20 protein-coding genes are annotated in these 22,725 nt (G+C 71.8%); 8 read left to right on the forward strand and 12 right to left on the reverse strand.

Annotation, left to right across the window (positions count from 1 at the left end; genetic code table 11):
- On the forward strand, positions 1–1,775 hold a 1,775-nt coding region (locus BL253_RS42190; protein WP_206745128.1), incomplete at its 5' end, for a hypothetical protein.
- A gap of 527 nt (positions 1,776–2,302) precedes the next feature.
- Here BL253_RS42190 and BL253_RS04960 read toward each other — a convergent pair.
- Entirely contained in the window at positions 2,303–3,139 is an 837-nt protein-coding gene (locus tag BL253_RS04960) for an SMP-30/gluconolactonase/LRE family protein (RefSeq protein ID WP_076813996.1), read from the reverse strand.
- A gap of 138 nt (positions 3,140–3,277) precedes the next feature.
- Between BL253_RS04960 and BL253_RS04965 the strand changes: the two genes are divergently transcribed.
- From BL253_RS04965 to BL253_RS04975, 3 genes are all read left to right on the forward strand, one after another.
- Complete coding sequence (locus tag BL253_RS04965; protein ID WP_076813997.1) at positions 3,278–3,646, forward strand: DUF4345 family protein; 369 nt, start codon at positions 3,278–3,280, stop codon at positions 3,644–3,646.
- 231 nt (positions 3,647–3,877) lie between these two features.
- Positions 3,878–5,338, forward strand: a complete 1,461-nt coding sequence (locus BL253_RS04970) for an MFS transporter (protein ID WP_076814153.1) — start codon at positions 3,878–3,880, stop codon at positions 5,336–5,338.
- A 129-nt stretch (positions 5,339–5,467) separates the two neighbouring features.
- Positions 5,468–5,968, forward strand: a complete 501-nt coding sequence (locus tag BL253_RS04975) for a MarR family winged helix-turn-helix transcriptional regulator (protein WP_076813999.1) — start codon at positions 5,468–5,470, stop codon at positions 5,966–5,968.
- A gap of 29 nt (positions 5,969–5,997) precedes the next feature.
- Here BL253_RS04975 and BL253_RS42805 read toward each other — a convergent pair whose 3' ends face one another.
- The gene (locus BL253_RS42805; protein WP_096335920.1) at positions 5,998–6,777 is read right to left on the reverse strand and encodes a BTAD domain-containing putative transcriptional regulator; all 780 of its coding nucleotides are present in this window, start codon (positions 6,775–6,777) and stop codon (positions 5,998–6,000) included.
- A 142-nt stretch (positions 6,778–6,919) separates the two neighbouring features.
- Positions 6,920–7,516: a TetR/AcrR family transcriptional regulator gene (locus BL253_RS04990; RefSeq protein ID WP_076814000.1), complete on the reverse strand. Its 597-nt coding sequence runs from the start codon at positions 7,514–7,516 to the stop codon at positions 6,920–6,922.
- Between the two features lie 90 nt (positions 7,517–7,606).
- On the opposite strand from BL253_RS04990, the gene BL253_RS04995 reads away from it, so the two are divergent.
- Entirely contained in the window at positions 7,607–9,154 is a 1,548-nt protein-coding gene (locus tag BL253_RS04995) for an FAD-dependent oxidoreductase (RefSeq protein ID WP_076814002.1), read from the forward strand.
- 21 nt (positions 9,155–9,175) lie between these two features.
- On the opposite strand, the gene BL253_RS05000 is transcribed toward BL253_RS04995, so the two are convergent.
- The 4 genes from BL253_RS05000 to BL253_RS05015 all read right to left on the reverse strand — a co-directional run bounded on the left by BL253_RS05000 (position 9,176) and on the right by BL253_RS05015 (position 12,486).
- Complete coding sequence (locus BL253_RS05000; protein WP_076814004.1) at positions 9,176–10,237, reverse strand: YihY/virulence factor BrkB family protein; 1,062 nt, start codon at positions 10,235–10,237, stop codon at positions 9,176–9,178.
- A gap of 214 nt (positions 10,238–10,451) precedes the next feature.
- A complete protein-coding gene (locus tag BL253_RS05005; RefSeq protein ID WP_076814006.1) occupies positions 10,452–11,174 on the reverse strand; it encodes an ABC transporter permease in 723 nt (240 codons plus the stop codon).
- Positions 11,171–12,067: an ABC transporter ATP-binding protein gene (locus BL253_RS05010; RefSeq protein WP_076814007.1), complete on the reverse strand. Its 897-nt coding sequence runs from the start codon at positions 12,065–12,067 to the stop codon at positions 11,171–11,173. The genes BL253_RS05005 and BL253_RS05010 overlap by 4 nt, the downstream gene beginning before the upstream one ends.
- The gene (locus BL253_RS05015) at positions 12,064–12,486 is read right to left on the reverse strand and encodes a GntR family transcriptional regulator (protein ID WP_076814155.1); all 423 of its coding nucleotides are present in this window, start codon (positions 12,484–12,486) and stop codon (positions 12,064–12,066) included. Before BL253_RS05015 ends, BL253_RS05010 begins: the two co-directional genes overlap by 4 nt.
- A gap of 666 nt (positions 12,487–13,152) precedes the next feature.
- Between BL253_RS05015 and BL253_RS05020 the strand changes: the two genes are divergently transcribed.
- On the forward strand, positions 13,153–14,415 hold the full coding sequence (locus BL253_RS05020) for an ABC transporter substrate-binding protein (RefSeq protein ID WP_076814009.1): 1,263 nt from the start codon (positions 13,153–13,155) through the stop codon (positions 14,413–14,415).
- Positions 14,416–14,535: 120 nt separating this feature from the next.
- Here the strand turns inward: BL253_RS05020 and BL253_RS05025 are convergent, their stop codons facing one another.
- The 3 genes from BL253_RS05025 to BL253_RS05035 form a co-directional block, all read right to left on the reverse strand.
- On the reverse strand, positions 14,536–15,228 hold the full coding sequence (locus BL253_RS05025) for a TetR/AcrR family transcriptional regulator (protein ID WP_241834539.1): 693 nt from the start codon (positions 15,226–15,228) through the stop codon (positions 14,536–14,538).
- Positions 15,229–15,530: 302 nt separating this feature from the next.
- Positions 15,531–16,739 (reverse strand): acyl-CoA dehydrogenase family protein, encoded by a 1,209-nt coding sequence (locus BL253_RS05030; protein ID WP_076814011.1) that lies wholly within the window; start codon positions 16,737–16,739, stop codon positions 15,531–15,533.
- Between the two features lie 152 nt (positions 16,740–16,891).
- Positions 16,892–18,022 carry an acyl-CoA dehydrogenase family protein gene (locus BL253_RS05035; RefSeq protein ID WP_076814012.1) on the reverse strand — a complete coding sequence of 377 codons (1,131 nt, stop codon included), beginning with the start codon at positions 18,020–18,022 and terminating at the stop codon, positions 16,892–16,894.
- Between the two features lie 338 nt (positions 18,023–18,360).
- On the opposite strand from BL253_RS05035, the gene BL253_RS05040 reads away from it, so the two are divergent.
- Positions 18,361–19,173 (forward strand): enoyl-CoA hydratase/isomerase family protein, encoded by an 813-nt coding sequence (locus BL253_RS05040; RefSeq protein ID WP_198946173.1) that lies wholly within the window; start codon positions 18,361–18,363, stop codon positions 19,171–19,173.
- A 72-nt stretch (positions 19,174–19,245) separates the two neighbouring features.
- Here BL253_RS05040 and BL253_RS05045 read toward each other — a convergent pair whose 3' ends face one another.
- Both BL253_RS05045 and BL253_RS05050 read right to left on the reverse strand, forming a co-directional pair.
- Positions 19,246–20,472, reverse strand: a complete 1,227-nt coding sequence (locus tag BL253_RS05045; RefSeq protein WP_076814014.1) for an acetyl-CoA C-acetyltransferase — start codon at positions 20,470–20,472, stop codon at positions 19,246–19,248.
- A gap of 1 nt (position 20,473) precedes the next feature.
- Positions 20,474–21,367: an SDR family oxidoreductase gene (locus BL253_RS05050; protein ID WP_241834540.1), complete on the reverse strand. Its 894-nt coding sequence runs from the start codon at positions 21,365–21,367 to the stop codon at positions 20,474–20,476.
- Positions 21,368–21,422: 55 nt separating this feature from the next.
- Here BL253_RS05050 and BL253_RS05055 point away from each other — a divergent pair, with 55 nt between their 5' ends.
- Positions 21,423–22,718 carry an acyl-CoA dehydrogenase family protein gene (locus BL253_RS05055; RefSeq protein WP_076814016.1) on the forward strand — a complete coding sequence of 432 codons (1,296 nt, stop codon included), beginning with the start codon at positions 21,423–21,425 and terminating at the stop codon, positions 22,716–22,718.
- The last annotated feature ends 7 nt before the right edge of the window (positions 22,719–22,725 follow it).

Genomic DNA, 22,725 nt, shown 5'->3' on the forward strand with positions numbered 1-22,725 from the left:
ACAACCACATGCACGCCCTGTCAATGCAGTACTACGAAGTCATCCAGGTCTACAAAGTCCGCACCCGCACCAAGACCGTCGAACGCTGCCTGTTCATCCCTTTCAAGGAGCTGACCTTCACCCTCGAGACACTCAAACGATTCGGGACCGTACTCGCCGACGTGGCGCCGCCGGCCTGGGCCGAGCGCATCCGCGGCCTCGACCCTTTCACCGGCGCCGCGCGGCCCGTGCGCTACGACGGCGTCAAGCTAAGTCACCTGTCCGCCTCTAAGGCAGGGGGCGTGTGCGGAGTCCGGACCGACGGCATTCCGGTGCGATTCGACGCCGCGACCGGAAAGTGGCGGACAGTGCCCACCACCGGCCTGCCGACGGGCCGCCTCAAGAAGATCACCGCGATCGAGGGCGGACTGTGGGGCATCGACACCGACAACAAGATCGTGCACTGCTCCACCACCAACCCGCAGTGGCAGCGTGACTCGACCGCGCCCAACGCCCACAGCATCGTCGCCAGTGCCGACCGAACCGACAGGGTTCTCTACTGCATCGGGTCGGACAGCCGGTCCATGCACCTGAGCCCGCCGGAAGCGGGAAAACCCCACAAGTGGACGGACACCACCAGGGGCCCAGCCGACGACGTCGCCGTGGTGAAGCGCGACCGAGTCTGGCACTGCTGGCAGGGTCAGACCTGGGAGTTCGACGGCACCACCTCGACGCTGCGGGACTCCCCGGGCATCACCCGAATGGCCGCGGCGTCCGACGGCTCGACCTGGGGTGTCACCTCCGACGGCCAGCTCTGCCGAGTCGGCCCCACCGCGAAAACCTGGACGACGCTCGACCTCGGCACCTACCTACCAGCCTGCTCGATGGTCGCACCGATCGACACCGCGGACGTCTGGCTGCTGGACACCACCAACACCCCGGTCCACCTCGTGCACACCGGCGCACAGACCCAAGACGTCCTCCTTCACCTGAACGACAATCGGCGACACTACAGCCAAGCGGTATGGGCCAACGCCGACGAGCTGACGCTGAGCCGAATCCTGGCCAACTACCACTACGCCCCGTCCGGGCAGACCGACACCGCCCCGCTCGGTGTCCGCCTCGACCCGACCCCGGTCGCCGTCACCGCGAACTACGTCGCGTTCCGCTGGAACTTCGCCACCGAAGCCGAACGCGACACCTGGACCACCAAGAACACCGAGAAGAACCCCAAACCAGTCGAGACCACCCTCGGCGTGCCCACCAGCGGTGTGTTCGCCGAAGCTGTCCTCGGCCGTTCCAACGCGGCCGAGAAAATCGACCTCACCCGCTTCTGGAACTGGACCGACTCGCCCATCCCGATCCTTCCCCCCGACATCGACCCCGTCGCCACCGGGACCCGCGGCAACGACGTGGACGTCCGCGTCAACCCGCTCGCGGCCAGCGAGGCCCGGTTCCAACAGGTCCAGCACCTGCCCGACCCCACCGGCATGCAGGCCACCCTCCAGGCCCTGAGCACCGCCAACCTCTTCCGCGACATGAGCGGCGCCGCCGAAATGAGCAAACTGCTCGCCAAGGGAGTCGAACTCGCCGCCGGCAACGACCAGGCCGCCGCCGAGAACGCCACCGCGGCGATGAAGGTCGCCGCCGAACACGCCCAGAAAATGGCCGAACTCGGCCTCAAAGCCGCCGAAATGGCCGCCGGAGCTTCCGGTGGCGGCGCCAGCACCGCCACCGGCAGCCTCAGCGGAATCGGCGGACTTCTGAATCAGAACGGCGCCGCGGCCGACAAATAGGGGTCTCTGGTCGGGAACGCCAAGCGTGAGCCCGACCGCGTGCATCCGCACCCACGCCGGCTTACCCGCCAGCGGACTGCCGACATAGCGGCGTAAGTGGTCCGTCCGTCACACCGAGTCGAACTCGGCGGGATGGACGGACCATGAACCGACACCATCAAGCCGGTGAAGGCTTCAGTGACGACCCTAGACATCTCGCAACTCGCCTGGTGGAGCAGGCGAGGGCGGACGGGGCGCACCTGCTCGGTCCGGGTGGGCTGCTCACGGACTGACGAAGGCGGTCCGTGAGACCGCGGCGAACTCGACTGTCACCAATGGTGATTGTTTGCGCTCAAGCCAGACGGGGCTCGAACCAAGAAGCCAGACCCGGCACCTGCCATTCTAGGCTGCGCGGGGCTAGTCGCGCCGATAGGTTCAACCTATTTATGCAGGTCAGATGGTTTGTCGCGTTCCGTGGTGGGACGAGTGGGGCTCGAACCGACGACCGKAGGACGCCAAGTTCGGCCGTCGCGCCGGATCCGGCCAGTTCAGGGCCTCCCGGCGCCGGGAGCGGGCGCGGGGAACGCCACGACCCGTCCACTGGGCTGCGTCGGCGCGGGGCCGCCCCAGGCCTGGCCGACGACGAACAGGCGAGGTTCCTCGCCGCGACTGAGCGCGCAGGCGAACGCGCCGTGGTCCAGGTCGATCGTGGCCAGTACGTCGCCGCCCTCGCGTACCCGGACGCAGTGCTGGTTGCCGACGTCGGCGTACCAGACGGCTCCCTCGGTATCCATGCAGATTCCGTCGGGGTGGTCACCGGGCGTCGGCGCCCACACTCGCCGGTCGCCGAGGCGGCCGTCGGCGCCTATGCCGTACGCGGTGAGCTGGTTCGCGTACGACTCGGCGACGATGAGCGTCGCGCCGTCCGGGCTGATCGCCATGCCGTTGGGGAACGCGAGATTGTCGGCGACCTCGTCGACGTCGCCCTCCGGCGTGACGAGTACGACCAGGCCCGGGGCGAAGTCCCCGCCGGGAAAGTCGAAACCGATGGTGTTGACGTAGGCGTTGCCCCGGTCATCGACCACGATCTCGTTCCACGGCTTCTCCGAGATCTTGGAAAGGTCGGCATGCTCGACCAGGGATCCGTCCGGCTCATGGCGCAGGATCCGCCGCCGCGCCGAGTCCACGACGAGCAGCCGCCCGTCGGGCAGGAAGTCGATGCACATCGGGAACGAGGGGACGGACACCACCACCTCGTGGCCGCCGGCGGCGCCGAGCGCGATCACCTGGTTCGCCCCCCAGTCGGAGAACCAGAGCCGCCCAGCGTGCCAGCGTGGTGACTCACCGAACACGACGCCGTCCATCAGCACCTCGGGCGCGCTCATCCCGTCCCTCCCTCACTCCTTCTCCCTCTCCCTGGTCCTGCTATAGACCAGGCCGTGCGCCAGAATTCATCGCTCGTTCCTCGGCGCTCCTTCCTCAGTCATGATCGCCGTGGGTATGGCGCGTGCTAGCGTTCGGCCATGGACGCTGGCCGGCTGAGTAGCGCGGCGCTGATGGTGTCGGGGGCGGCCGGGGTCGTGATGCCGGTCCGGTTCGCCACGGCCCTCGACCTGCCGCCCACGACCGGCCGTGGCCGCGCCGAGACCAGGGCGGGTCTCGGCGGTACCTACACCGCTCTCGGTGGATGGGCGCTCGTCAGCCGCGCGCCGGCCGCCCGCACCGCCGTGGGTGTGACCTGGCTGGGCGCCGCCGCGGCCCGGCTGGTCTCGATGAAGGTCGATCGCCCGCGCACCGACTGGGTCTTCTGGCTCTCCCTGGGCATGGAGGTCGGGCTGGGGACGGCCGCGCTGGTATCCAGGCCCAGGCCGGGGGAACTGCCAGCCGACTGACGCTCACGGGCTCCGCGGCCGGCCAGTCGGCCTGGCGTGGCCTGGCTGGGCGTGGTCCATGACCGCGGGAACCCTGTCGTCGGCCTTTCCGGCGAGCCCTGGCATCTCCTCGGGTGATCCCGCCTTCTGTGTGGAGGATCTCCATCCGCTTGTGACGGGCGTCCGGCATCATCATCTCGACATGCATGTAGCATGCATGTCGACGCCCGGACGCCCGCCGGAAGGAAGATCATGCCTCTTGCTTCAGGAGCCCGGTCCATTCCGCCGGCCGTGTCGGTCGGCGTGCTGTGCGTCGGCGGAATGACGGTCTCCTTCACGCAGACGCTCGTCATCCCGATCCAGTCGGAGCTGCCGCAACTGCTCGGCACCTCGCCGTCCAACGCGCCCTGGGTCGTCACCATCACCCTGCTGGCCGCCGCGGTGTCCATGGTCGTCGCGGGCCGCCTCGCCGACCTGTTCGGCAAGCAGCGGGTGCTCGTCGTGAGCTCGGCCCTCCTCGTCACGGGATCGCTGGTGTGCGCGCTGTCGAGCACGCTCACGCCGATGCTGGTGGGCCGTGCCCTGCAGGGCGTCTCGCTGGGCTTCATCCCGGTGGGGATCTCGCTCATCCGGGAGATCACCCCGCCGCGCATGGCTCCCACCGCGCTGGCCACGATGAGCGCCACGCTGGGCGTCGGCGGCGCGATCGGCCTCCCGCTGGCCGCGTGGATCGTCCATGTCGGCAGCTGGCACTCCCTGTTCTGGGTCTCGACGGTCGTGGCCGCCGTCGTGCTGGTGCTCACGGTCGTCGCGATCCCGCATGTCCACGACGGCCATCGCGGCCGTTTCGACCTGGTCGGCGCGCTCGGCCTCGCGGTGGGGCTGGTCGTGTTCCTGGTCGGCATTTCGAAGGCCACCGCCTGGGGCTGGGGCAGCCCTCGCACGCTCGGCGCGATCGCCGCCGGCCTGGTCGTGCTGGTGGCCTGGGGCGCCTTCGAGCTGCGTCAGTCCGAGCCGCTGGTCGATCTGCGGTCCACCGCGAAGCTGCCGGTGCTGATGACCAACATCGCCGCCGTGGCCGTCGGCTTCGGCATGATGGCGTCGTCCATCGTGATCCCGCAGCTGCTCGGCCTGCCCGCGGCCACCGGCTACGGCCTTGGGCAGTCCATCCAGGCGGTGGGGTTGTGGATGGCGCCGGCCGGCCTGATGATGCTGCTGTTCGCCCCGATCTCCAGCGCGCTGATCGGCGGCATCGGCCCCAAGATCACTCTCATCATCGGTGCACTCGTCATCGCGGCCGGCTACGGCGCCGGGACGCTTCTCATGGACGCCTCGTGGCAGCTGCTCATCGTCACGTGCGTCACCTCGGCCGGCGTCGGCATCGGCTACGCCGCCATGCCCACCCTCATCCTGGACGCCACGCCGCCGGCGAAGGCCGCCGCGGCGGTCGGCCTGAACTCCCTGTCCCGCTCCGTGGGCAGCAGCGTGGCCGCCGCGCTCATGGGCACCCTGCTCACCAGCAACACCACCGCGTTCGGGTCGACCCAGCTGCCCAGCCAGCACGCGTTCACGCTGTGCTTCGTCGTCGGCGCCGCCGCGGCCCTCCTCGGTGCGGGGCTCGCCGCGTTCATCCCCCGCCGCCGGCCGGCCGAGGCCGGCGCCGCCGCGGCGACGGTGCCCGCCGGTAGGGAGGACGTCCCCTCCACGGTGTGAACCGGCCGGCCCGCGCCGTGAGCGAGTCCCTGACAGTCGCCCCGGAGGCCCGGCGTCGCCCCCCGGCTCATGGAGAGCATCATCGGGGCACGTCGAACAGGGCACGGGCGAGACGGGACGGTGCGCGCGATGGTCGGAGGGGRCGGCCCGTCGGGGGAGCGGCCGCCCATCGAGGAGACGCTGCTGCGGGCCATCGGACGGGAGGTCCTGCGGCTCAGCCGGCGGCGGGTCCAGACGCCCGAGGGGTCGGTACTCGACCGGTCCAGCTTCCGGATCCTGTGGGTGCTGACGGAGATGGGTCCCTCGTCGATGGGGGACCTGGAGAACGCGCTGCAGCTGGAGCAGTCCACGGTCAGCCGCCAGGTGAAGTCCGCGATCAGCCGTGGCCTCATCGAGTTCCACCCGGTGYCCGGCACCCGGCGTCGCCTGCTGAGGCCGACCCCCCAGGGCGAGAGCGCCTACCTGTACGAAGGCACCCTGCGCGGCGAGGTCTTCAAGAAGGCGCTCGCCGAGTTCGGCCGCGACCGCGTCGAGGCCCTCGCCGCCGAGCTGGGCGCCCTCAACGACGCCCTCGACCGCGCGACGGCGACCACCGCTACCGCCGCCACGACCACCGCCGACGCGCCGTAAGCCAGCCGCTGACCAGCGGGTTCGGGTCGTCACCGTCCGTCGGCGGGCGGCGTCTGCTCCGCGAGGACCAGCGTGAGCAGGCCGGGGAAACGGGTGTCGAACTCGGCCCGCCGCAGGCGGTTGAGCCGGCGCGAGCCCTGGTCGACCTGCTCCAGCAGTCCGGCGGCGCGCAGCACGGCGAAGTGATGGCTGGCCGTGGCCTTGCCGACCGGCAGATCGAAGCCGCGTACCGCGGGTTCGTGCGCCGGATCAGCCTCGACGGCGCGCCGTAGCGATTCCCACGCGACCTCCGCCTGCCCGCCCCGGACCGCCGCCGCGGCATGGGCGACCAGCAGGTCGCAGAAGGCCTGGCGCAGGTCCTCGCGCGGCACCCGCGCCCAGTCGTCGAACCGGTCCTCGGGCAGGAGCTCCCCGGTGTACCCGTCGATCGCCGCGGCGAGGTCCGCCACCTGGCGGGTGGCCCAGGCGCGGGTGGCCAGCTGGCCGAAGCGGTCGACGTCGGTCTCGACCGCGCGGTCGCCGTGCAGCAGGACGACGCCGTCGCGGATCACCAGCACGGCCTCGTCCCGGCGCGCGTCGATCAGCTCACGGCGCGCCACGTGCAGCGCCTGGTGCAGGTTGTTGGCCGCCGCCGCCGCGCGCAGGTCCGGCCAGAGCAGGTCCAGCAGCTGGTCCCGGTGCGCGCGCTGGTCGGGAGCGAGCGCCAGCACCTTCACCAGGGTCCGCGACTTGCGCAACCGCCACGGATGGGCGGCCACGTCACGGCCGTCGATCTCGACGGCGAAGGCTCCCAGGAGTCGAATCCGCATTGATCACCCCTCGACGGCTCAGCGTATGCCCGAGGCGTGCCGCCCGGTGTCGCGTACATGACCAGGCGTTATTCACCGACATCCATCGGCGCGACCGTGTTCTCCGCCGCGGCGGGCCACCTGAGCCGGCCCCTCGGAAGGATCACGGAGGCGGGAGCCGCAGGAGGGTCCGCTCGGCGGTGAGGAGCAGGCGGGCGGCGACGTCGTCCACCGGCAGGCCGCGGCCGGTGTGCAGGGCGTCGAACGCCTCGAAGCCGGTGAGCGTCCACAGCACGTCGACGGCCACGTCCTTCTCGACCGCCAGCAGGCCGTTCTCGTCGAGCCGGTTGGCGAGATGGACGAGCCCGCCCAGGCGGCCCTGCTCGGTGCGCTCCAGCGCGCCCTCGAGCGAGGCGGCCTCCGCGCGCAGCGCGACCAGCACGTCGCGTTGCCCGCCGTAGATCCGGGTGCTGGCGAGGACGGCGCCGCGCAGGTGGGTGAGCGGGTCCGGGTCCTGGACGGCCCGGACGAGGTCGGCGAAGCCGCCCCGCTCGCTGACGTCGTGCAGCAGGGCGTCGAACAGCCCGGCGCGCGAGCCGAAGACCAGGTAGACGGTGGAGCGCGCCACCCCCGCCTGGCGGGCCACCGCGTCCACGCTGGGGATCTTCGGGAGCTGGTCGTACACCGCGTCGAGGACGCGCCGCCGGGTCTGCTCCGCGCTCTGCGCCCGCAGCCGCTGCTCGTACCGCCGGGTGGCCATGACGCCAACCTTACATTCGATGGACGAGCTGCCCGGTGAAAGACAGCATGTGCAGCGAAAGACAAGTTGTCTCGCGAAATGAGGGTCGTCATGACCGTTCTCGTCGTCGGGGCCGGCCCGGCCGGTCTCGCCACCGCCGTCACGCTCGCCCGCCACGGCGTGCCCACCCTGGTGGTGGAGCGCCGCCCCGAGCCGTCCCCACTGCCCCGGGCGACCGGGATCAGCACCCGGACCATGGAGCTCATCCGTTCCTGGGGACTGGAGGAGCGGGTCCGCGCCGCCGGGGTCGACGTCCGCGGGCAGGCCTGGATCGGGCCGAGCCTCGTCTCGCCGGACGGGATCGCGCTCGACACCGTCTGGCCCCATCCCGACGTGGTGGCCCGGCTGAGCCCCACCGCGCCCGCCTGCGTTCCGCAGGACGCCCTGGAGGCGGTCCTGCTCGACCACCTCACCGGATTCGCCCACGTCGAGGTGCGGTTCGGCACCGAGCTGGTCGCCGTGCGCCAGGCCGACGGAACCGTCGAGGCGACGCTGCGCGACGGCGGCACCGGCGCGGTCACCGTGTTCCGGCCGGACCACCTCGTCGCCGCCGACGGCGCCCGCAGCCCGGTCCGCGACGCGCTCGGGATCGAGACGGACGACGTGGGCGGCGACGACGGCCCGCGCGGGATGCTCGGCTCGCCGTGGCTCGGCGCCCGCGCCACCCTGTTCAGGGCGCCGCTGCCCGGAGGGTCGCTGTGGGACGTCCTCGGCGACCGCCGGTACTTCATCTACACGGTCACCAACCCGGAGGCCAGCGGTGTCCTGCTTCCCGCCGGCGACGGCCGCTGGCTGTTCGGGCAGGACTGGGACCTCCAGGCGCCCACCCCCACCGACGAGGACCTCGCCGGCCAGATCGCGACGGCGGTCGGCCTGCCGGACCTGCGCCCGACCGTCCTGCGCACGGGGACGTTCAGCTTCGACGCCAGGATGGCCCGCCGCTACCGGGACGGAGCGGTGTTCCTCGTCGGCGACGCGGCGCACCGGATGACCCCGCGGGGCGGCACGGGCCTGAACACCGCCGTCCACGACGGCCACGACCTCGGCTGGAAACTGGCCTGGGTCACGCTCGGCTGGGCGTCCCCCGAGCTGCTGGACAGCTACGAGACCGAGCGCGAGCCGATCGGYCGCCGCAACACGACGCTGTCCGCGCGGTCCTTCGGCTCCTACCGAGACCCGGCCGAGGAGCTGGACTTCGACCTCGGCGGCCGGGTGGCCCACGCCTGGGTCGACCACGCGGCCGGCGGCCAGGACGGCGGCGGCCAGGAGGGCGGCGACCAACACGGCGGAACCGCCTCACCCCAGCGGGTCGCCGTCGCCGGGCGGATCTCCACCCTCGATCTCCTCGGGCCCGGCCTGACCGTGCTCACCGGCCCGGACGCGCCGGCGGCCGACCGACAGGCGGCCGACCGAGAGACGCTCGGGCACGCGCTTGGCGGCACCCTCACCGCACAGGTCCCGATCAGGGCCTGGCGCCTCGACGGGCGTGCCGCCGAAGCCCTCGGCATCCCGGCGGGCGGCTCGCTGACGCTGCGCCCGGATGGCAAGCCCGTGGTCCGCTCGGCGCCCGGGCTGGTCGCGGCCGGCCCTGCCCGATGAACCGAACAACCGGCATTCGCGCTAGTCCGCCTCGTCGGCTTCTTCGTCGGCTTCTTTGTTGGAATCGACGGGATCCGCGATATTTCCCGCTGGGCGGCGCGGCGAAGCGAGGGGATCGTGAAAAGTCACGTCGACCCGCTCGTGCTTCTTGAACTGTTCGCCCTTCGCGTAGGACGCGTAGGCCCGGCGGTCGTGCTCGGTGAGCTCCACGTCGTCGGTGAAGGGGGTCAGCAGCGCGCGTGGGTACAGCCGGCGGCGCCGTACGACGTTCGCCTCGGCCGCGAAGACGACGATGACGGCCTCGATGTAGATCCACGCGAGCAGGCCGAGCACGAGGCCGAACGTCCCGTACACCTGGCTGGCCCCGCGCAGCCTGTGGTTGAGGTAGTAGGCCCCGACCGTCTGCAGCAGCTGGAACCCGACGGCGGCGGCGATCGCCCCGACCCACACGTCCCTGATGGAGGGCCGCTGCGCCGTGAGCAGGGTGAACGCCAGCAGGAACAGGCCGGCGTTGCTCACGGTGGACAGAAGACCGGCGACGAGGCGGGACCACGGCCCGATGTCGGCCCCGAGGATGCCGGCCCCGGTCGTGACGGCCGAGAGACCGGCCGTGACGAGGACGCCGACGCCGAGCAGACCCACCAGTCCGAGGCTGCGTACCCGGGAGAGCAGCGGGTTGGGCCGAGCCTGGCGCGGCACGGCCCACACCTTGTCCAGGGCGTGCTGCAGCGCCTGGGCCACCCCGAGGCTCCCGTAGAGGCTCACGACGATGCCGACGACGAGCGCTGACGTGCTGCCCCTGATCTGTGTGACGTCGTTGCGCAGTTCGGCGCCGATGACCGGGAACTGGGCGAGCGCCGAGTCGACGAGGTCCTGCTGGAGGCCCGCGTGGCCGTGCAGCACAAAGCCGAGAACCGTCGTCAACAGGAGCAGCATCGGGAACAGCGAGAGGAAGCCGTAGTAGGTGATCAGGGCGGCGAGATATCCGCCCTGGTCGTCGTAGAACTTGTAGACCACGGCGATGGGATAGCCGAACGCCCCGAACCGCCGTTGTGCCTGGTCCACGCGTCCGCTCAGCGACATCCGCTCTCCTCGTCGCCGGTGGCGCGCTACCCGGCTTCCCCCCGACCACACCAGCGACCCGCCGCGAACCGTGGCGACAGGCGGCCAGGGATCCGGGCTAGGTCCATGGTGTCACCTCGTCGTCGGGAACCGCGCGCGGAACAGCCGCGGGCCGACCCGCCTGGGCGGCGGGTCGGCCCGTCGGGTCGTCTCGTCGGATTGTCGGGTCGTCTCGTCAGATCGTCACGCGGCGCAGGGTGGTGAATCCGCCGGCCATGAGCGCGACCGTCACGGCGGCGAGCACCCCGGTGAGCCCGACCGCGGACAGCGTGGTGAAGAAGTGCCCGACGTCCGACCAGCTGTGGGTCCAGGTCGCGGCGAGCGCCCCGGCGAGCACGACGGTGACCTGCCCGGCCGCGAAGGCGATCATGCCGATGAGGGTCCAGCGCCGGTAGACCAGGCCCCACCAGCACCCGTAGACGTAGAGCAGGGTGAGAACGACGAACGACGTCAGCCAGGCCTCGTACCAGGACCCGTCGAGGATGTACGGCAGCCGGAACATGCGCATCGAGAGGCCCCAGCCGCCGGTCGCGCCCTCGACGGCCCGCAGGACGGTGAGGATCGCGCCGCTGACCGCGGCGAAGGTGATCGCGAGCAGGGCCGTCCCCAGGTAGTAGCCGCGTCGGGACAGGCCCAGCGAGAGCCCGAACGACAGGCCCTTGGTGATGCTCTGCAGACCGATGACGAAGGCGACCACGCAGATGGCCGCCAGCCCGCCGACCGAGTGGTCACCCCGGTCGCCGCTCGGGAGCATGCCGACGATGATCGCGTCGACCGTGAAGGCGAAGAGCAGCCCCGCGGCCGGCGCGAGGAGATAGGCGACTCGGTCGAGCAGGTGGAGGCGGGCCACCTTGACCGCGGTGTCGAGGGGATGGACGGTGGGGGCCGCGGTGCTCACGCGTGTGACCCTTCGGCTCGTTCGCCGGCCGCCCCGGCACTCGCGTGGACGACGGCCTGCTGCAGTGACAGGGGAGTGAGAGTTAGGTTCAGCTCCCGGGCCCACGCCCGGTCGCCGTCGGTCAGCGGGCTGCCGACCACCACCGACGCGTGGGACGCGAGCGTGCGACGGTCCCAGACGGGCCGACCGGCCGCGAACGTGTCCACCGCCGGCACCGCGCCGCTCACGGCCGTCGTGGCGCCGCGCACGGTGTCCGCGTCGGCGTCGAGCACGACGCGCCCGCGGTCGATCATCACCACCCGCTCCAGCAGCCCGGCGACCTCGTCGATGAGATGCGTCGACAGCAGGACTGTGCGGGGGTGCTCGGCGTAGTCGGCGATGAGCTGGTCGTAGAAGATCTGCCGGGCGACGGCGTCGAGGCCGGCGTAGGGCTCGTCGAACAGCGTGACCTCGGCCCTGGCGGCCAGGCCCACCACGATTCCGACGGCTGAACGCATCCCGCGGGAGAGCTTCTTGACGGGCCGGCCGGCTGGCAGGTCGAACGCGCGGAGCAGGGTGGCGGCCAGCTCGCCGCTCCAGTTGGGGTAGAACCACGACGCCGCCCGCAGGACATGCCCGACCCTGATGTCCGGGTAGCTCTGGTCCTCACGGATCAGCACCATCCGCCGCAGCACCGCGTCGTTCTCGATCGGGCTCGCGCCGAGCACCCGGACGTCGCCGGCCGACGGGAACTCCTGGGCCGCGAGAATCCGCAGGAACGTGGTCTTGCCGGCGCCGTTGCGTCCCAGCAGGCCGGTGATGGTGGCGTCCTCGAAGTCGACGGTGACGTCATCAAGGGCGACGTGGCCGCGATAGCGGCGGGTCAGGCCACTCACCGCGATGGTGGGTGTCATACCGTGATGCCTCCCCTGGCAGAGCTGGGTTGCGTCCCATCGACGGCGGCCGCGCCGGGCGGGTCGTCGCTCACCTGGCGGACCAGGGCGAGCAGCGCCCCGGCGTCGATGCCGAGCCGGGTCGCCTCGGCGACCATGGGCGCGACGTACCGCTGGGCGAAGGCCTGACGGCGGCGTTCCACCAGGCGCTCGCGGGCGCCCGCGGCGACGAACATGCCCACGCCGCGGCGCTTCTCCAGTAACCCGTCCTCGGTCAGCACGTTGAGCCCCTTCGCCGCGGTGGCCGGGTTGATCCGGTAGAAGGCCGCGAGCTCGTTGCTCGACGGCGCCCGCTCGCCCTCGGCGAGCGTGCCGTCCGCGATCTCGTCGGCCAGCCGCTCTGCGATCTGGGCGAAGATCGGGCTGCTGTCGTCAAGCACGCCCACGCCCCTCTCCTCGGCCGGACCCGCCCGTCCCGATGGTTGGTTAGTCGGTTCATTACTCGACCAATGTACCGACGAACGGGACGTGTCAAGACTCGGCCACTGGCCGTGGAACGTGGCCGGCGCCGGAGTCGGCGCCGGAGTCGGTGACGTCGAATGTCGGGTCGCCGCGGTGGTCGACCGCTGCTGGAGCCGCGCCTGGAAGCCGGCTTCGCGATGGGTGGACATACGCCGTGAAACGGGCGAAGGTCTAGACGTTTCTGTCAAGCGCTTGATAGAAACTGTGCTCCGCGGGTGGTTCCACCCCGCCCCAGGCACCTACCCGGGAGGCAGCGAGTGGTCGGATCGTGACCGATCCGGATACGGGCCCCGTCGAGACCCACCCCGGGGCGCCGTACCGGTTCAGCCGTACCCCCTGGCGTATCTCCCGGCCGACTCCCCGGATCGGGAAGCACACTGAAAGTGTTCTCAAGACGGGTTGGAACGAGGAYTGACGGCGCGTCCGCGAATCGGTGCCTCTCGGTGCCTCTCGGCGCCTCCGAAGAAAGTCGCCCCTCAACTGCCGGCATTCGTCACCGTGACAAGAGGAGAAGAACCATGAGAGATATTGGGATCTCGCGTCATACCGCGGGCCGCCGACGAGTGGGCAGACGCCCGGCAGGGATGACGTTAGCCGCCTCGACCGGTCTGGCGGCCAGCCTGTTCCTGGTCGCCGCGTGCGGCGGCGGCAATGACGGTGGCGGCAACGACGGCGGTGGTGGCGCGGCGACGACCGCCGCCGCGAACGCCGCCGATGTTCTGGGCCCGTCCGCCCCGGCTAAGGGTGCTCCGGTCCGGATCGGAATGATCTCGGACGGCAAGGGGCCCGTCTCGGACCTGTCCTATGAGCCGCGCGTCGCCGACGCCACCGTCACATGGCTCAACGAGCACCGTGCCGGAATCGCGGGCCGGCCGATCGAGCTGGTGAAATGCGAGGCTCTGGCGGACCCGGGCAAGGGCACCGACTGCGCCAACCAGATGGTCGAGCGGAACGTCGTGGCCGTCGTGGTCGGCTCGTCCTCGGTCGGGGAGAGCATCTGGGCCCCGCTGCACGCGGCCAAGATCCCCTTGATGTTCGCGAACACGTCCGCCTCGGTGGTCCTGAACGACGGCGAGACGTCGTTCAACCTGACCGACCCGTACTTCGGGCAGATCAACCTGCCGGCCCAGGTCGCGAAGGACAAGGGCCTCAAGAAAGTCACCGCCGTGGTGATCGACGTGCCCGTCGTGGCGGACTTCTACCAGTCGTTCGCGCCGGCGAGGTTCCAGAAGCTGGGGATCGACCTCGACGTCGTCTCCGTCCCGCCGGGTAYGGCCGACATGACACCGCAGCTGCGAGACATCGCCTCCGGTGAGCCGAGCGTTGTGTCGATCATCGGCGGCGACGCCTTCTGCATCAGCGCGCTGAACGGCCTGCGCGCGGTCGGGTTCACCGGCCCGGTCGTGGCCGTGGGACTGTGCATCACCGACGCGACGCGCAAGGCGATGCCCGGGTCCTCGCTCAAGGGCATCACCGTCTCCGCGACCGCGCCCATCGGCACGGAAAACCCGTCGACCCGCCTCCTTGACGCCGTGGTCAAGACCTACGGCCATGACATCGACGTCAACCGGTCCGGCACGATGAGCATGTTCACCGTGGTCGCCGCCCTGGGATCCGCGGTGGAGGGACTCACCGGTGACGTCACGCCCGCGTCGGTGGCCGCCGCCATCAAGGGGATGCCGGAGAAGGACTTGCCGGGCGCCGGAGGCCTGCGTTTCCGCTGCAATGGCAGGGCGGTTCCCGACCAGCCCGGAGGGTGCGTCCGAGGTGGGCTGATCGCGACGCTGAACGACAAGGGCGAGCCAACCGACTACAGACCGTTCGGGGTTTCCTCGATCGGGAACTGAGCCGGTAGCCGACCGGACCGGGCCGGGCGCCGCTTCGATGGCGCCCGGCCCGGCGACTCGTCGCGCCAGACGGCGCCCGGCCCACCGAGAACGGGCGGCCCTACCCCGCCGAGCCTGTCGTCACCGTGCCGCCGCCGCGGGCCTGTGACCGCGGGACGCGACCCGCCGCTCTGGCGCGCCCGGACCGTCCGCGGCGGGCGCGCCGCCGGCCAACACGCTCGTGACGACGTCGACCAGCATCATCAGCAGCTGGCCGGGCGTCGTCGCGACCTGGGAACTCACCCATTCGGCGACGCCGCTGTCTCCCGTGCCGGACAGGATCAGCACGAACGCGCAGGCCACCCGATAGACGCGTTCCGCCTCGCCGAGTCCCGGCGTGAGCGGGGTGAGCAGCGCCACGACCGCCTCGCTCTGTGGCGTGGACCGTGAGTTCACGAGGTGGCGGAACTCGGGGTCGTTCATCAGGGCTGCCAGGAAGGGATGGTAGTACCGGCCGGTCTCGTGTTCGGCCATCTTGGTCGCGGCGACCACCATGGCATGTGCGATGTCGCGAATGGTGACGTCCCGGTCCGGGACGTTCACGGCGAACAGGCGCTCGATATCGGCACTGAGCTCCTCGGTGCGTGCGTCGACAATCGCGAGCACCAGGGCCGCCTTGGAGCCGAAATGATAGTGGATTGCGTCCCGGCTGATGCCGGCCTCCGCCGTGATCTGCCGGGTCGAGGTGCGAGCGATTCCCTGACCCGCGAAAAGCCGCTCCGCCGTCCGGAGAAGCAGATCCCGCGTGTGGATGCCACGTGCGTCCTTGCGCACGTCCGGTCGAGCAGGAAGCCCTGACATAAATGTTGATTATACCGGAGCTGTTCTCAGGTCGATCCTGTTGTCGACGCCCTCCGGATCTCCCCGTCGAGGCTGGCTCCGCCCGGCCGGGCCAATCGCCGGTAGGACGACAGGAACATCACGTTCCATCCGGGTACATGGGCCTGCCCACCCGCATGGGACCGGGACGGTCGCCACCAAACCCAAACCCAAACCCAAACCCAAGCCCGGTGCGAGTCCCCGCGCACCCGACCGGACGCGCGGGACGGGTGCTCCCGGTCGGGTCTGCCGAGGGCTCAGCGGGGGAGGCCGAGCCCGCGTTCGGCGATCGCGTTGCGCTGGATCTCGTCCGTGCCGCCGCCGAGGCGCAGGCCGGGCGCGAACAGCAGCCGTTCGATCCACGGCGCGGCGGCCGGGTCGTCGACGACTGTCGAGGCCATCCCGAGGATGGTGGTCGCGGCGTCGGCGCTGAGCCGTGCGTGCTCCGAGTAGAGGAGCTTCGTCGTCGGCCCGGCGGCCGGGACGGGATGGCCGGCCGCGATCCTGGCCCGCAGCAGGTCCAGCGTCCGCTCCCGGATGACCGCCTGGGCCAGCAGGTCCCGCACGACGGGGTCGCCGTCGCGGCCGAGCGTTCTCGCGAGCGCGACGAGCTGGGTGGCGGAGCGCGCGCTGGTGCCGCCGCCGATCGCGGCCCGCTCGCTCGCGAGCATCGTGCGCAGCACGGCCCACCCGTCGCCCAGGCCTCCGATCAGCCCCGTCGCCGGGACGGCCACCTCGTCGAGGAAGACCTCGTTGAAGTGGTAGGCGCCGGACATCTGGCGCAGCGGGCGGATGTCGACGCCGGGCTGGGTCATGTCGAGCGCGAAGCAGGACAGGCCGGCGCGGCCCTCCTCCCTGGTGCYGGTGCGGGCGATGAGCAGGGCGTACTCACTACAGCCGGCGTTGGACGTCCACACCTTCTGGCCGGTGACCGCCCAGCCGCCGTCGCCGCCGTCCCGCGGCGTCGCCCTCGTCTGGACACTGGCGAGGTCGGAGCCGGCACCCGGCTCGGAGAGCAGCTGGCACCAGCTGTGCTCGCCCCGAAGGATCGGCGGGAGGTAGAAGGCCCGCTGCTCGGGGGTGCCGTGGGCGAAGAGCACCGCGGGGACCATCTCCAGACCGACGGCGAACATCTTCGTCGACACGCCCCACCGGGCCTGCTCCGCGGCGACGGCCTCGTCCTGCCAGGCCGGCGCGCCGTGGCCCCCGCACTCGGCCGGCCAGGACCGGCCGGCGAGGCCCGCGTCGAAGAGCCTGCGCTGCCAGGCGCGGGTCACGTCGATCGCGTGCTGCTCCTGCCGGCGGTACTCCTCGGACGTCCGCGCGCTGACGACATGGACCGCGGAGAAGTCCTCCGGTGATCCCTTGCGCGGCGCGTTGGCGGCGAACCAGGCATGGACCCGGTCCTGGAACTCGGCGCGCCCTTCGGCGGCACCCTCGGGCGCCGGTACGGCTGAGGTCGGCATCAGGTCTTCGCCTCCACGCGCGTTCGTAGCTGGATGCCCGGGCCACTCGGACCTGCCAGCATCATTCGGGACCTTCGCTGTCGTCCGGTCGTCCGGTCGTCCGGTCGCTCGCCGCGACTCGGGCCGCTCGCCGCGACTCGGGCCGCTCGGGCTCACTCGGCCGGTTCGGCGAGCACGTGCCGCGCGAGCCGCTGGCGGTGGTCGGCGGCGTTGCCGAAGAGCTGCCGCGAGCTGTGCGCCCGCTTCAGGTAGAGGTGCGCCGGGTGCTCCCAGGTGAAGCCGATGCCGCCGTGCACCTGGATGTTCTCGGTGGCCGCCGTGACGTACGCGTCCCCGCAGCACGCCTTCGCCAGGCTTGCCGCCAGCGGCAGGTCGGGTGGACTGTCGGCCGCGGTCCACAGGGCGTAGCAGGCGGCGGAGCGGGCCGACTCCACGTCGAGATGGATGTTCGCCAGCTTGTGCTTGACGGCCTGGAACGAGCCGATCGGCCGGCCGAACTGGACCCTGGTCTTCGCGTGGTCGACGGCCATGCCGAGCACCCGCGCCGCGCCGCCGGCCTGCTCGGCGGCGACGGCGACGGCGGCCAGGTCGAGCACGCGCGCCAGCGCCGGCCAGGCCCCGCCCTCGTGGCCGAGCAGCCGGGCCGGGGCCGCGGTGAAGGTGAGGTCGGCCTGCCGTCGGGTCTGGTCGAGCGTGGCCCGCGGCTCCCGGCGCACGCCCGGGGCGTCGCCCTCGACGGCGAACACGCTGATCCCGGCGTCGGTACGGGCGGCGACGAGCAGCAGCGCCGCGAGCTGTCCGTCGAGCACGTGTGCCTTCGCCCCGGTGACCGTCCATCCGTGTCCGCCGCGGGCGGCCGTGGTGGTGACGGCGGCGGGGTCGTCCCAGCGGCCGGCGGCCTCGGTGAGCGCGAGCGTGGCGAGGGTCGTCCCGGCGGCGATGCCGGGGAGGTAGTCGGCGCGGGCCTGCTCGTCGTCCAGTGCGAGCAGCGTCGAGGCGGCCAGGACGACGGTTGACAGCAGCGGCGCGCACAGCAGGGAGCGGCCGGCCTCCTCGAGCACGATGCCGAGCTCGACGAACCCGTAGCCGGCGCCGCCGTGTTCCTCCGGCACTGTCAGGCCGGCGACGCCGAGCTCGCCGGCCAGCCGCCGCCAGGTGTCGGGGTCGTGGCCCTCCGCCGTCTCCATGAGCCGGCGGACCTCGGTCTCGGGCGAGGTCCTGTCGAGGAAGTCGCGCACGGTCCGGCGCAGCTCGGCCTGCTCCTGCGTGACGGCGAGATCCACGTGATCTTCCTCCGGAGGTGGCGACAGTACGAGAATGCCGGCGCCCGCGAACGCGGGAGGTGGCCGCCCGCGGCGTGGCGGCAGAGGGGGGCGGTGGCGGTGCCGTCGGTGGGACGGCCTCACGATAGACGGACGTCACCGTCGATGTCGACATCGACGTCGAGCATGGACGGAATCTCGAGGCGGGGATTCAGGCGCGGGCCCACCGGGCGTGGCAGCCCGCCGGAGGCGCCCTTCCGGTCGGGCGCCGGCGGCGCTACAGTGCTCGACCGCGGACGGTGTGCCCTCATCGGCGAGTGATCTCGCCGGTGTCGATCGAGGACGGTGACGTGTCGCGGGTGTCCGGTTCAACGCGGTCGGGTCCGGTGGACGCCCAGCCGTCGGTGCTGCTGGTCGACCGGTCCGAGGGCGTGGCGGTGCTGCGGCTCAACCGTCCCCACCGGCTCAACGCCCTCGACTCGTCCCTGGTGACGGCGCTGCGCACGGCCTGCGCGTCGATCGCCGACGACCCCGACGTCCGGGTGGTCATGCTGACCGGCGCCGGCCGGGGCTTCTGCTCGGGCATCGACATCCGCGACTTCGGCGGTGAGATCCCGGACGCCTCGGCGCCGGCCATCGAGCGCCTGCGGTTCCAGGAGATGATGGCGGCCCTTCCGCGGGCGGTGCGGGACCTGCCGCAGCCGGTCGTGGCCGCCGTCAACGGGCCGGCGGTCGGCGGCGGGCTCGCCCTCTGCCTCGCCGCGGACGTGCGGATCTGCGCCGCGTCGGCGACGTTCGGCAACGCCGCGATCCGGCTCGGGCTGTCCGGGGCGGAGATGGGGATGAGCTACCACCTGCCGCGCGTCGTCGGCACCAGCGTCGCCGCGGACTGGATGCTCACCGGGCGGATGGTGGCCGCCGACGAGGCGCTGCGCAGCGGGCTGGTGAGCGCCGTCCACGCCGACGACGAACTGGGGGAGCAGGCCATGCGGACCGCGGCGCTGATCGCCTCGCACTCGCCGCTCGCCACCCGGATGACGAAACGTGCCCTCGCGCAGAACACCGACGCACCCAGCCTCGCGGCGGCGATCGAGCTGGAGAACCGCAACCAGGTGATCACCCATGCCACCGACGAGGCGGCCGCGGCGCGCGCGGCCTGGGGCGAGCGGTGACGGCCCCGGCCACGCGCCCCCCGCTGGTCCGGCGGCGCTGACCGCGCTGACCGCGCCGCTCCCGCGTCGGACTCAGACCCGCTCGATGATCGTCGCGGTGCCCATCCCGCCTCCCGTGCACATGGTGACCAGGCCGGCCGTCAGGTCCTGACGCTCCAGCTCGTCGAGGATGGTGCCGAGCAGCATCGCCCCGGTCGCGCCGATGGGGTGGCCGAGAGCGATCGCGCCGCCGTTGACGTTCACCCGGTCCGGGTCGAGGCCGAGGTCGTCGATCGTCGTGAGGGCGACGGCGGCGAAGGCCTCGTTGATCTCCCAGAGGTCGACGTCGCCGACCGCCATCCCGGCCTTGGCGAGGCAGCGGCGGGCGGCGGGGGCGGGCGCGGTCAGCATGATGACCGGCTCGGACCCGACGGCGGCGGTGGCGCGGATCCGGGCCCGCGGGGTGACACCGTTGGCCTTCACCCAGGCGCCGGACGCGACGACGACCGCGGCAGCGCCGTCGACGACGCCGGAGGAGTTGCCGGCGTGGTGGACGTGCTCGACGCTGCCCGCCCGGGGGTAGCGGGCCAGGGCGAGCTCGTCGTAGGTGCGGGACTCGCCGTCCGGTCGGGTCGCGCCGGCGGCCGCGAACGCCGGGCGCAGCCGGGCGAGACCTTCGAGCGTCGTCCCGGGCCGGGGGTGCTCGTCGCGGTCCAGCAGCACGCCGCCGCCGGGGCCGTTGACCGGGATGACGCCGCGGTCGAAGCGACCCTCGGCGATCGCCCTGGCGGCGCGGTCCTGGCTCGTGACGGCATAGGCGTCGACGTCGGTGCGGCCGAGGCCGGCCAGGGTGGCGATGAGGTCGGCGGAGACGCCCTGCGGCACGGTGGGGAACCGTTCGCGCAGCGCCGGGTTGTGGCCGTCGATGGTGGCGGAGCCGGCGGCGAGCCCCCAGCGGGACATCGACTCCACGCCGCCGGCGACGACGAGGTCCTGCGCTCCGCTGGCGACGCCGGTGGCGGCGATGGTGACGGCCTGCTGGCCGGAGCCGCAGAAGCGGTTGAGCGTCATGCCGGGCACGGTCTGTGGCCAGCCCGCGAGCAGGGCCGAGAGGCGCCCGACGCAGTCGCCGTGGTCGCCGGTGAAGATGCCGTTACCGGCGACGACGTCCTCGACCTCCGCCGGGTCGAAGCCGACCCGGCCGGCCAGCGCGCGCAGGCACTGCGCGAGCAGCTCCTGCGGGTGCACCTCGTGCAGCCCGCCGTCGGGCCGCCCCTTGCCGCGCGGGGTCCGCACGGCGTCGACGATCCACGCGTCCATGTCAGTTGACCTCGTGGAACAGGGTGCGGGGGCGGGCGTCGGCGAGCAGCCGCCGCACCGCCTCGCCGACCTCGCCGGGCGATTCGACGGGATCGACGCCGGGGCCGCGGTGCCAGCCCTCGGCGACGGCCAGCACGATGCCGGACGCCTCGATCACCTGGCCGGTGACGTCGCGGGAGTCGGCGGAGGCGAGCCAGGTGATGACGGGGGCGACCGCGGCGGGGGAGAAGGTCGAGCGGATCTCGTCCGTGATCTCCAGGCTGGCGGTGAGACGGGTGAGGGCGCCCGGGGCGATGGCGTTGACGGTCACGCCGTACCGGCCCAGCTCCTGGGCGGCGATCTGGGTGAACGCGGCGATCCCGGCCTTGGCCGAGCCGTAGTTGGTCTGACCCACGTTGGCGTACAGGCCGGAGACGGACGTCGTGTTGATGAGGCGGGCGTCGTTGGTCTCGCCGGCCTTCGCCCGCTCCCGCCAGTAGGCGGCGGCGTGCCGGCTCGGGGCGAACGTGCCCTTGAGGTGCACCCGGACGACCGCGTCCCACTCGTCCTCGGACATCGAGAACAGCATCCGGTCGCGCAGGATCCCGGCGTTGTTGACCAGCACGTCGAGGCCGCCGAACATGTCGATCGCCTGCCGGACGAGCCGCGCGGCGCCGTCCCAGCTGCTGACGTCGTCGGTGTTGGCGATCGCGGAGCCGCCCCTGGCGGTGATCTCCTCGACCACGTCGTTGGCCGGCCCACCGCTGCCGCCGGTCCCGTCCCGGTCGCCACCGACGTCGTTGACGACGACGTGCGCTCCGTGCTGGGCCAATAAGAGGGCGTATTCGCGGCCTAAACCACGTCCGGCCCCGGTGACGATGCAGGTCCGGCCCGCGCACATCACGGCTTCGCTCATGGTAGACAGCCAATATCGACATCGGTGTTGAGGCAAGAGAAGGAGCCGACCGCGGATGGCATGGGACTTCTCGACCGATCCGGACTACGCCGAGCTGCTGACCTGGGCCGACGCGTTCGTACGCGAGGAGTGCGAGCCGTTGGACCTGGTGGTCCGGGAGTCCCACGATCTCGGTGACCCGGTACGGCAGGCGCTCATCCCACCGCTGCAGACGATCGTCAAGGAGAAGGGGCTGTGGGCCACCCACCTCGGCCCCGAGCTCGGCGGCCCGGGCTACGGGCAGGTGAAGCTGGGACTGCTCAACGAGATCCTCGGCCGGTCGGTCTGCGCGCCCATCGTCTTCGGCTCGCAGGCGCCGGACTCCGGCAACAGCGAGATCCTCGCCCGCTTCGGCACACCGCAGCTCAAGGAGCGCTACCTCGAGCCGCTGCTCGACAACCGCATCGTCTCGTCGTTCTCGATGACCGAGCCGCACGGCGGCGCCGACCCGAAGATCTTCACGACCACGGCGAAGCTCGACGGCGACGAGTGGGTCATCAACGGCGAGAAGTGGTTCACGTCGTTCGCCGCGCTCGCGTCGTTCCTGATCGTGATGGCGGTGACCGACCCCGACGCGCCGCCGTACCAGCGCCAGTCGATGTTCGTCGTCCCGGCGGGGACGCCCGGCGTGAACATCCTGCGCAACGTCGGGATGGGCTACGAGCCTGTCGGCCAGGGGAGCGAGGGCTACGTCCGGTACGAGAACGTCCGCGTCCCGGCCGACCACATGCTCGGCCCGCGCGGCGGCGCGTTCATGGTCGCCCAGACCCGGCTCGGCGGCGGCCGCATCCATCACGCGATGCGTACGGTCGGGCTGGTGCGGCGGATCTTCGACATGATCTGCGAGCGGGCCGTCTCCCGGTTCACCCAGGGCGAKGTGCTGGGGGACAAGCAGCTCGTGCGGCAGATGGTCGCCGACTCGTGGATGGAGATCGAGGCGTTCCGGCTGCTGACCCTGCAGACCGCCTGGAAGATCGACAAGTTCCAGGACTACAAGGCGGTCCGCGCGGACATCTCAGCTGTCAAGGCGATGATGCAGAAGGTGCTGCACGACGTCAGCTCCCGGGCGCTGCAGCTGCACGGCTCACTGGGCACGACCCACGAGATGCCCTTCGTCCACTACCTCGTCGAGTCGTTCGTGCTCGGACTCGCCGACGGGCCGACCGAGGTCCACAAGGTGACGCTCGGGCGTGAGCTGCTGAAGGGGTACTCGCCCGCGGAGGGCCTGTTCCCGTCCGGCCACCTGCTGCGGCTGCGCGCCGAGGCCGAGGCGAAGTTCGCCGACCGCCTCGCCGGTATCCCACGGTCCTGATGCGCGC

Source organism: Pseudofrankia asymbiotica, assembly GCF_001983105.1.
GTDB classification, from domain to species: Bacteria; Actinomycetota; Actinomycetes; order Frankiales; family Frankiaceae; genus Pseudofrankia; species Pseudofrankia asymbiotica.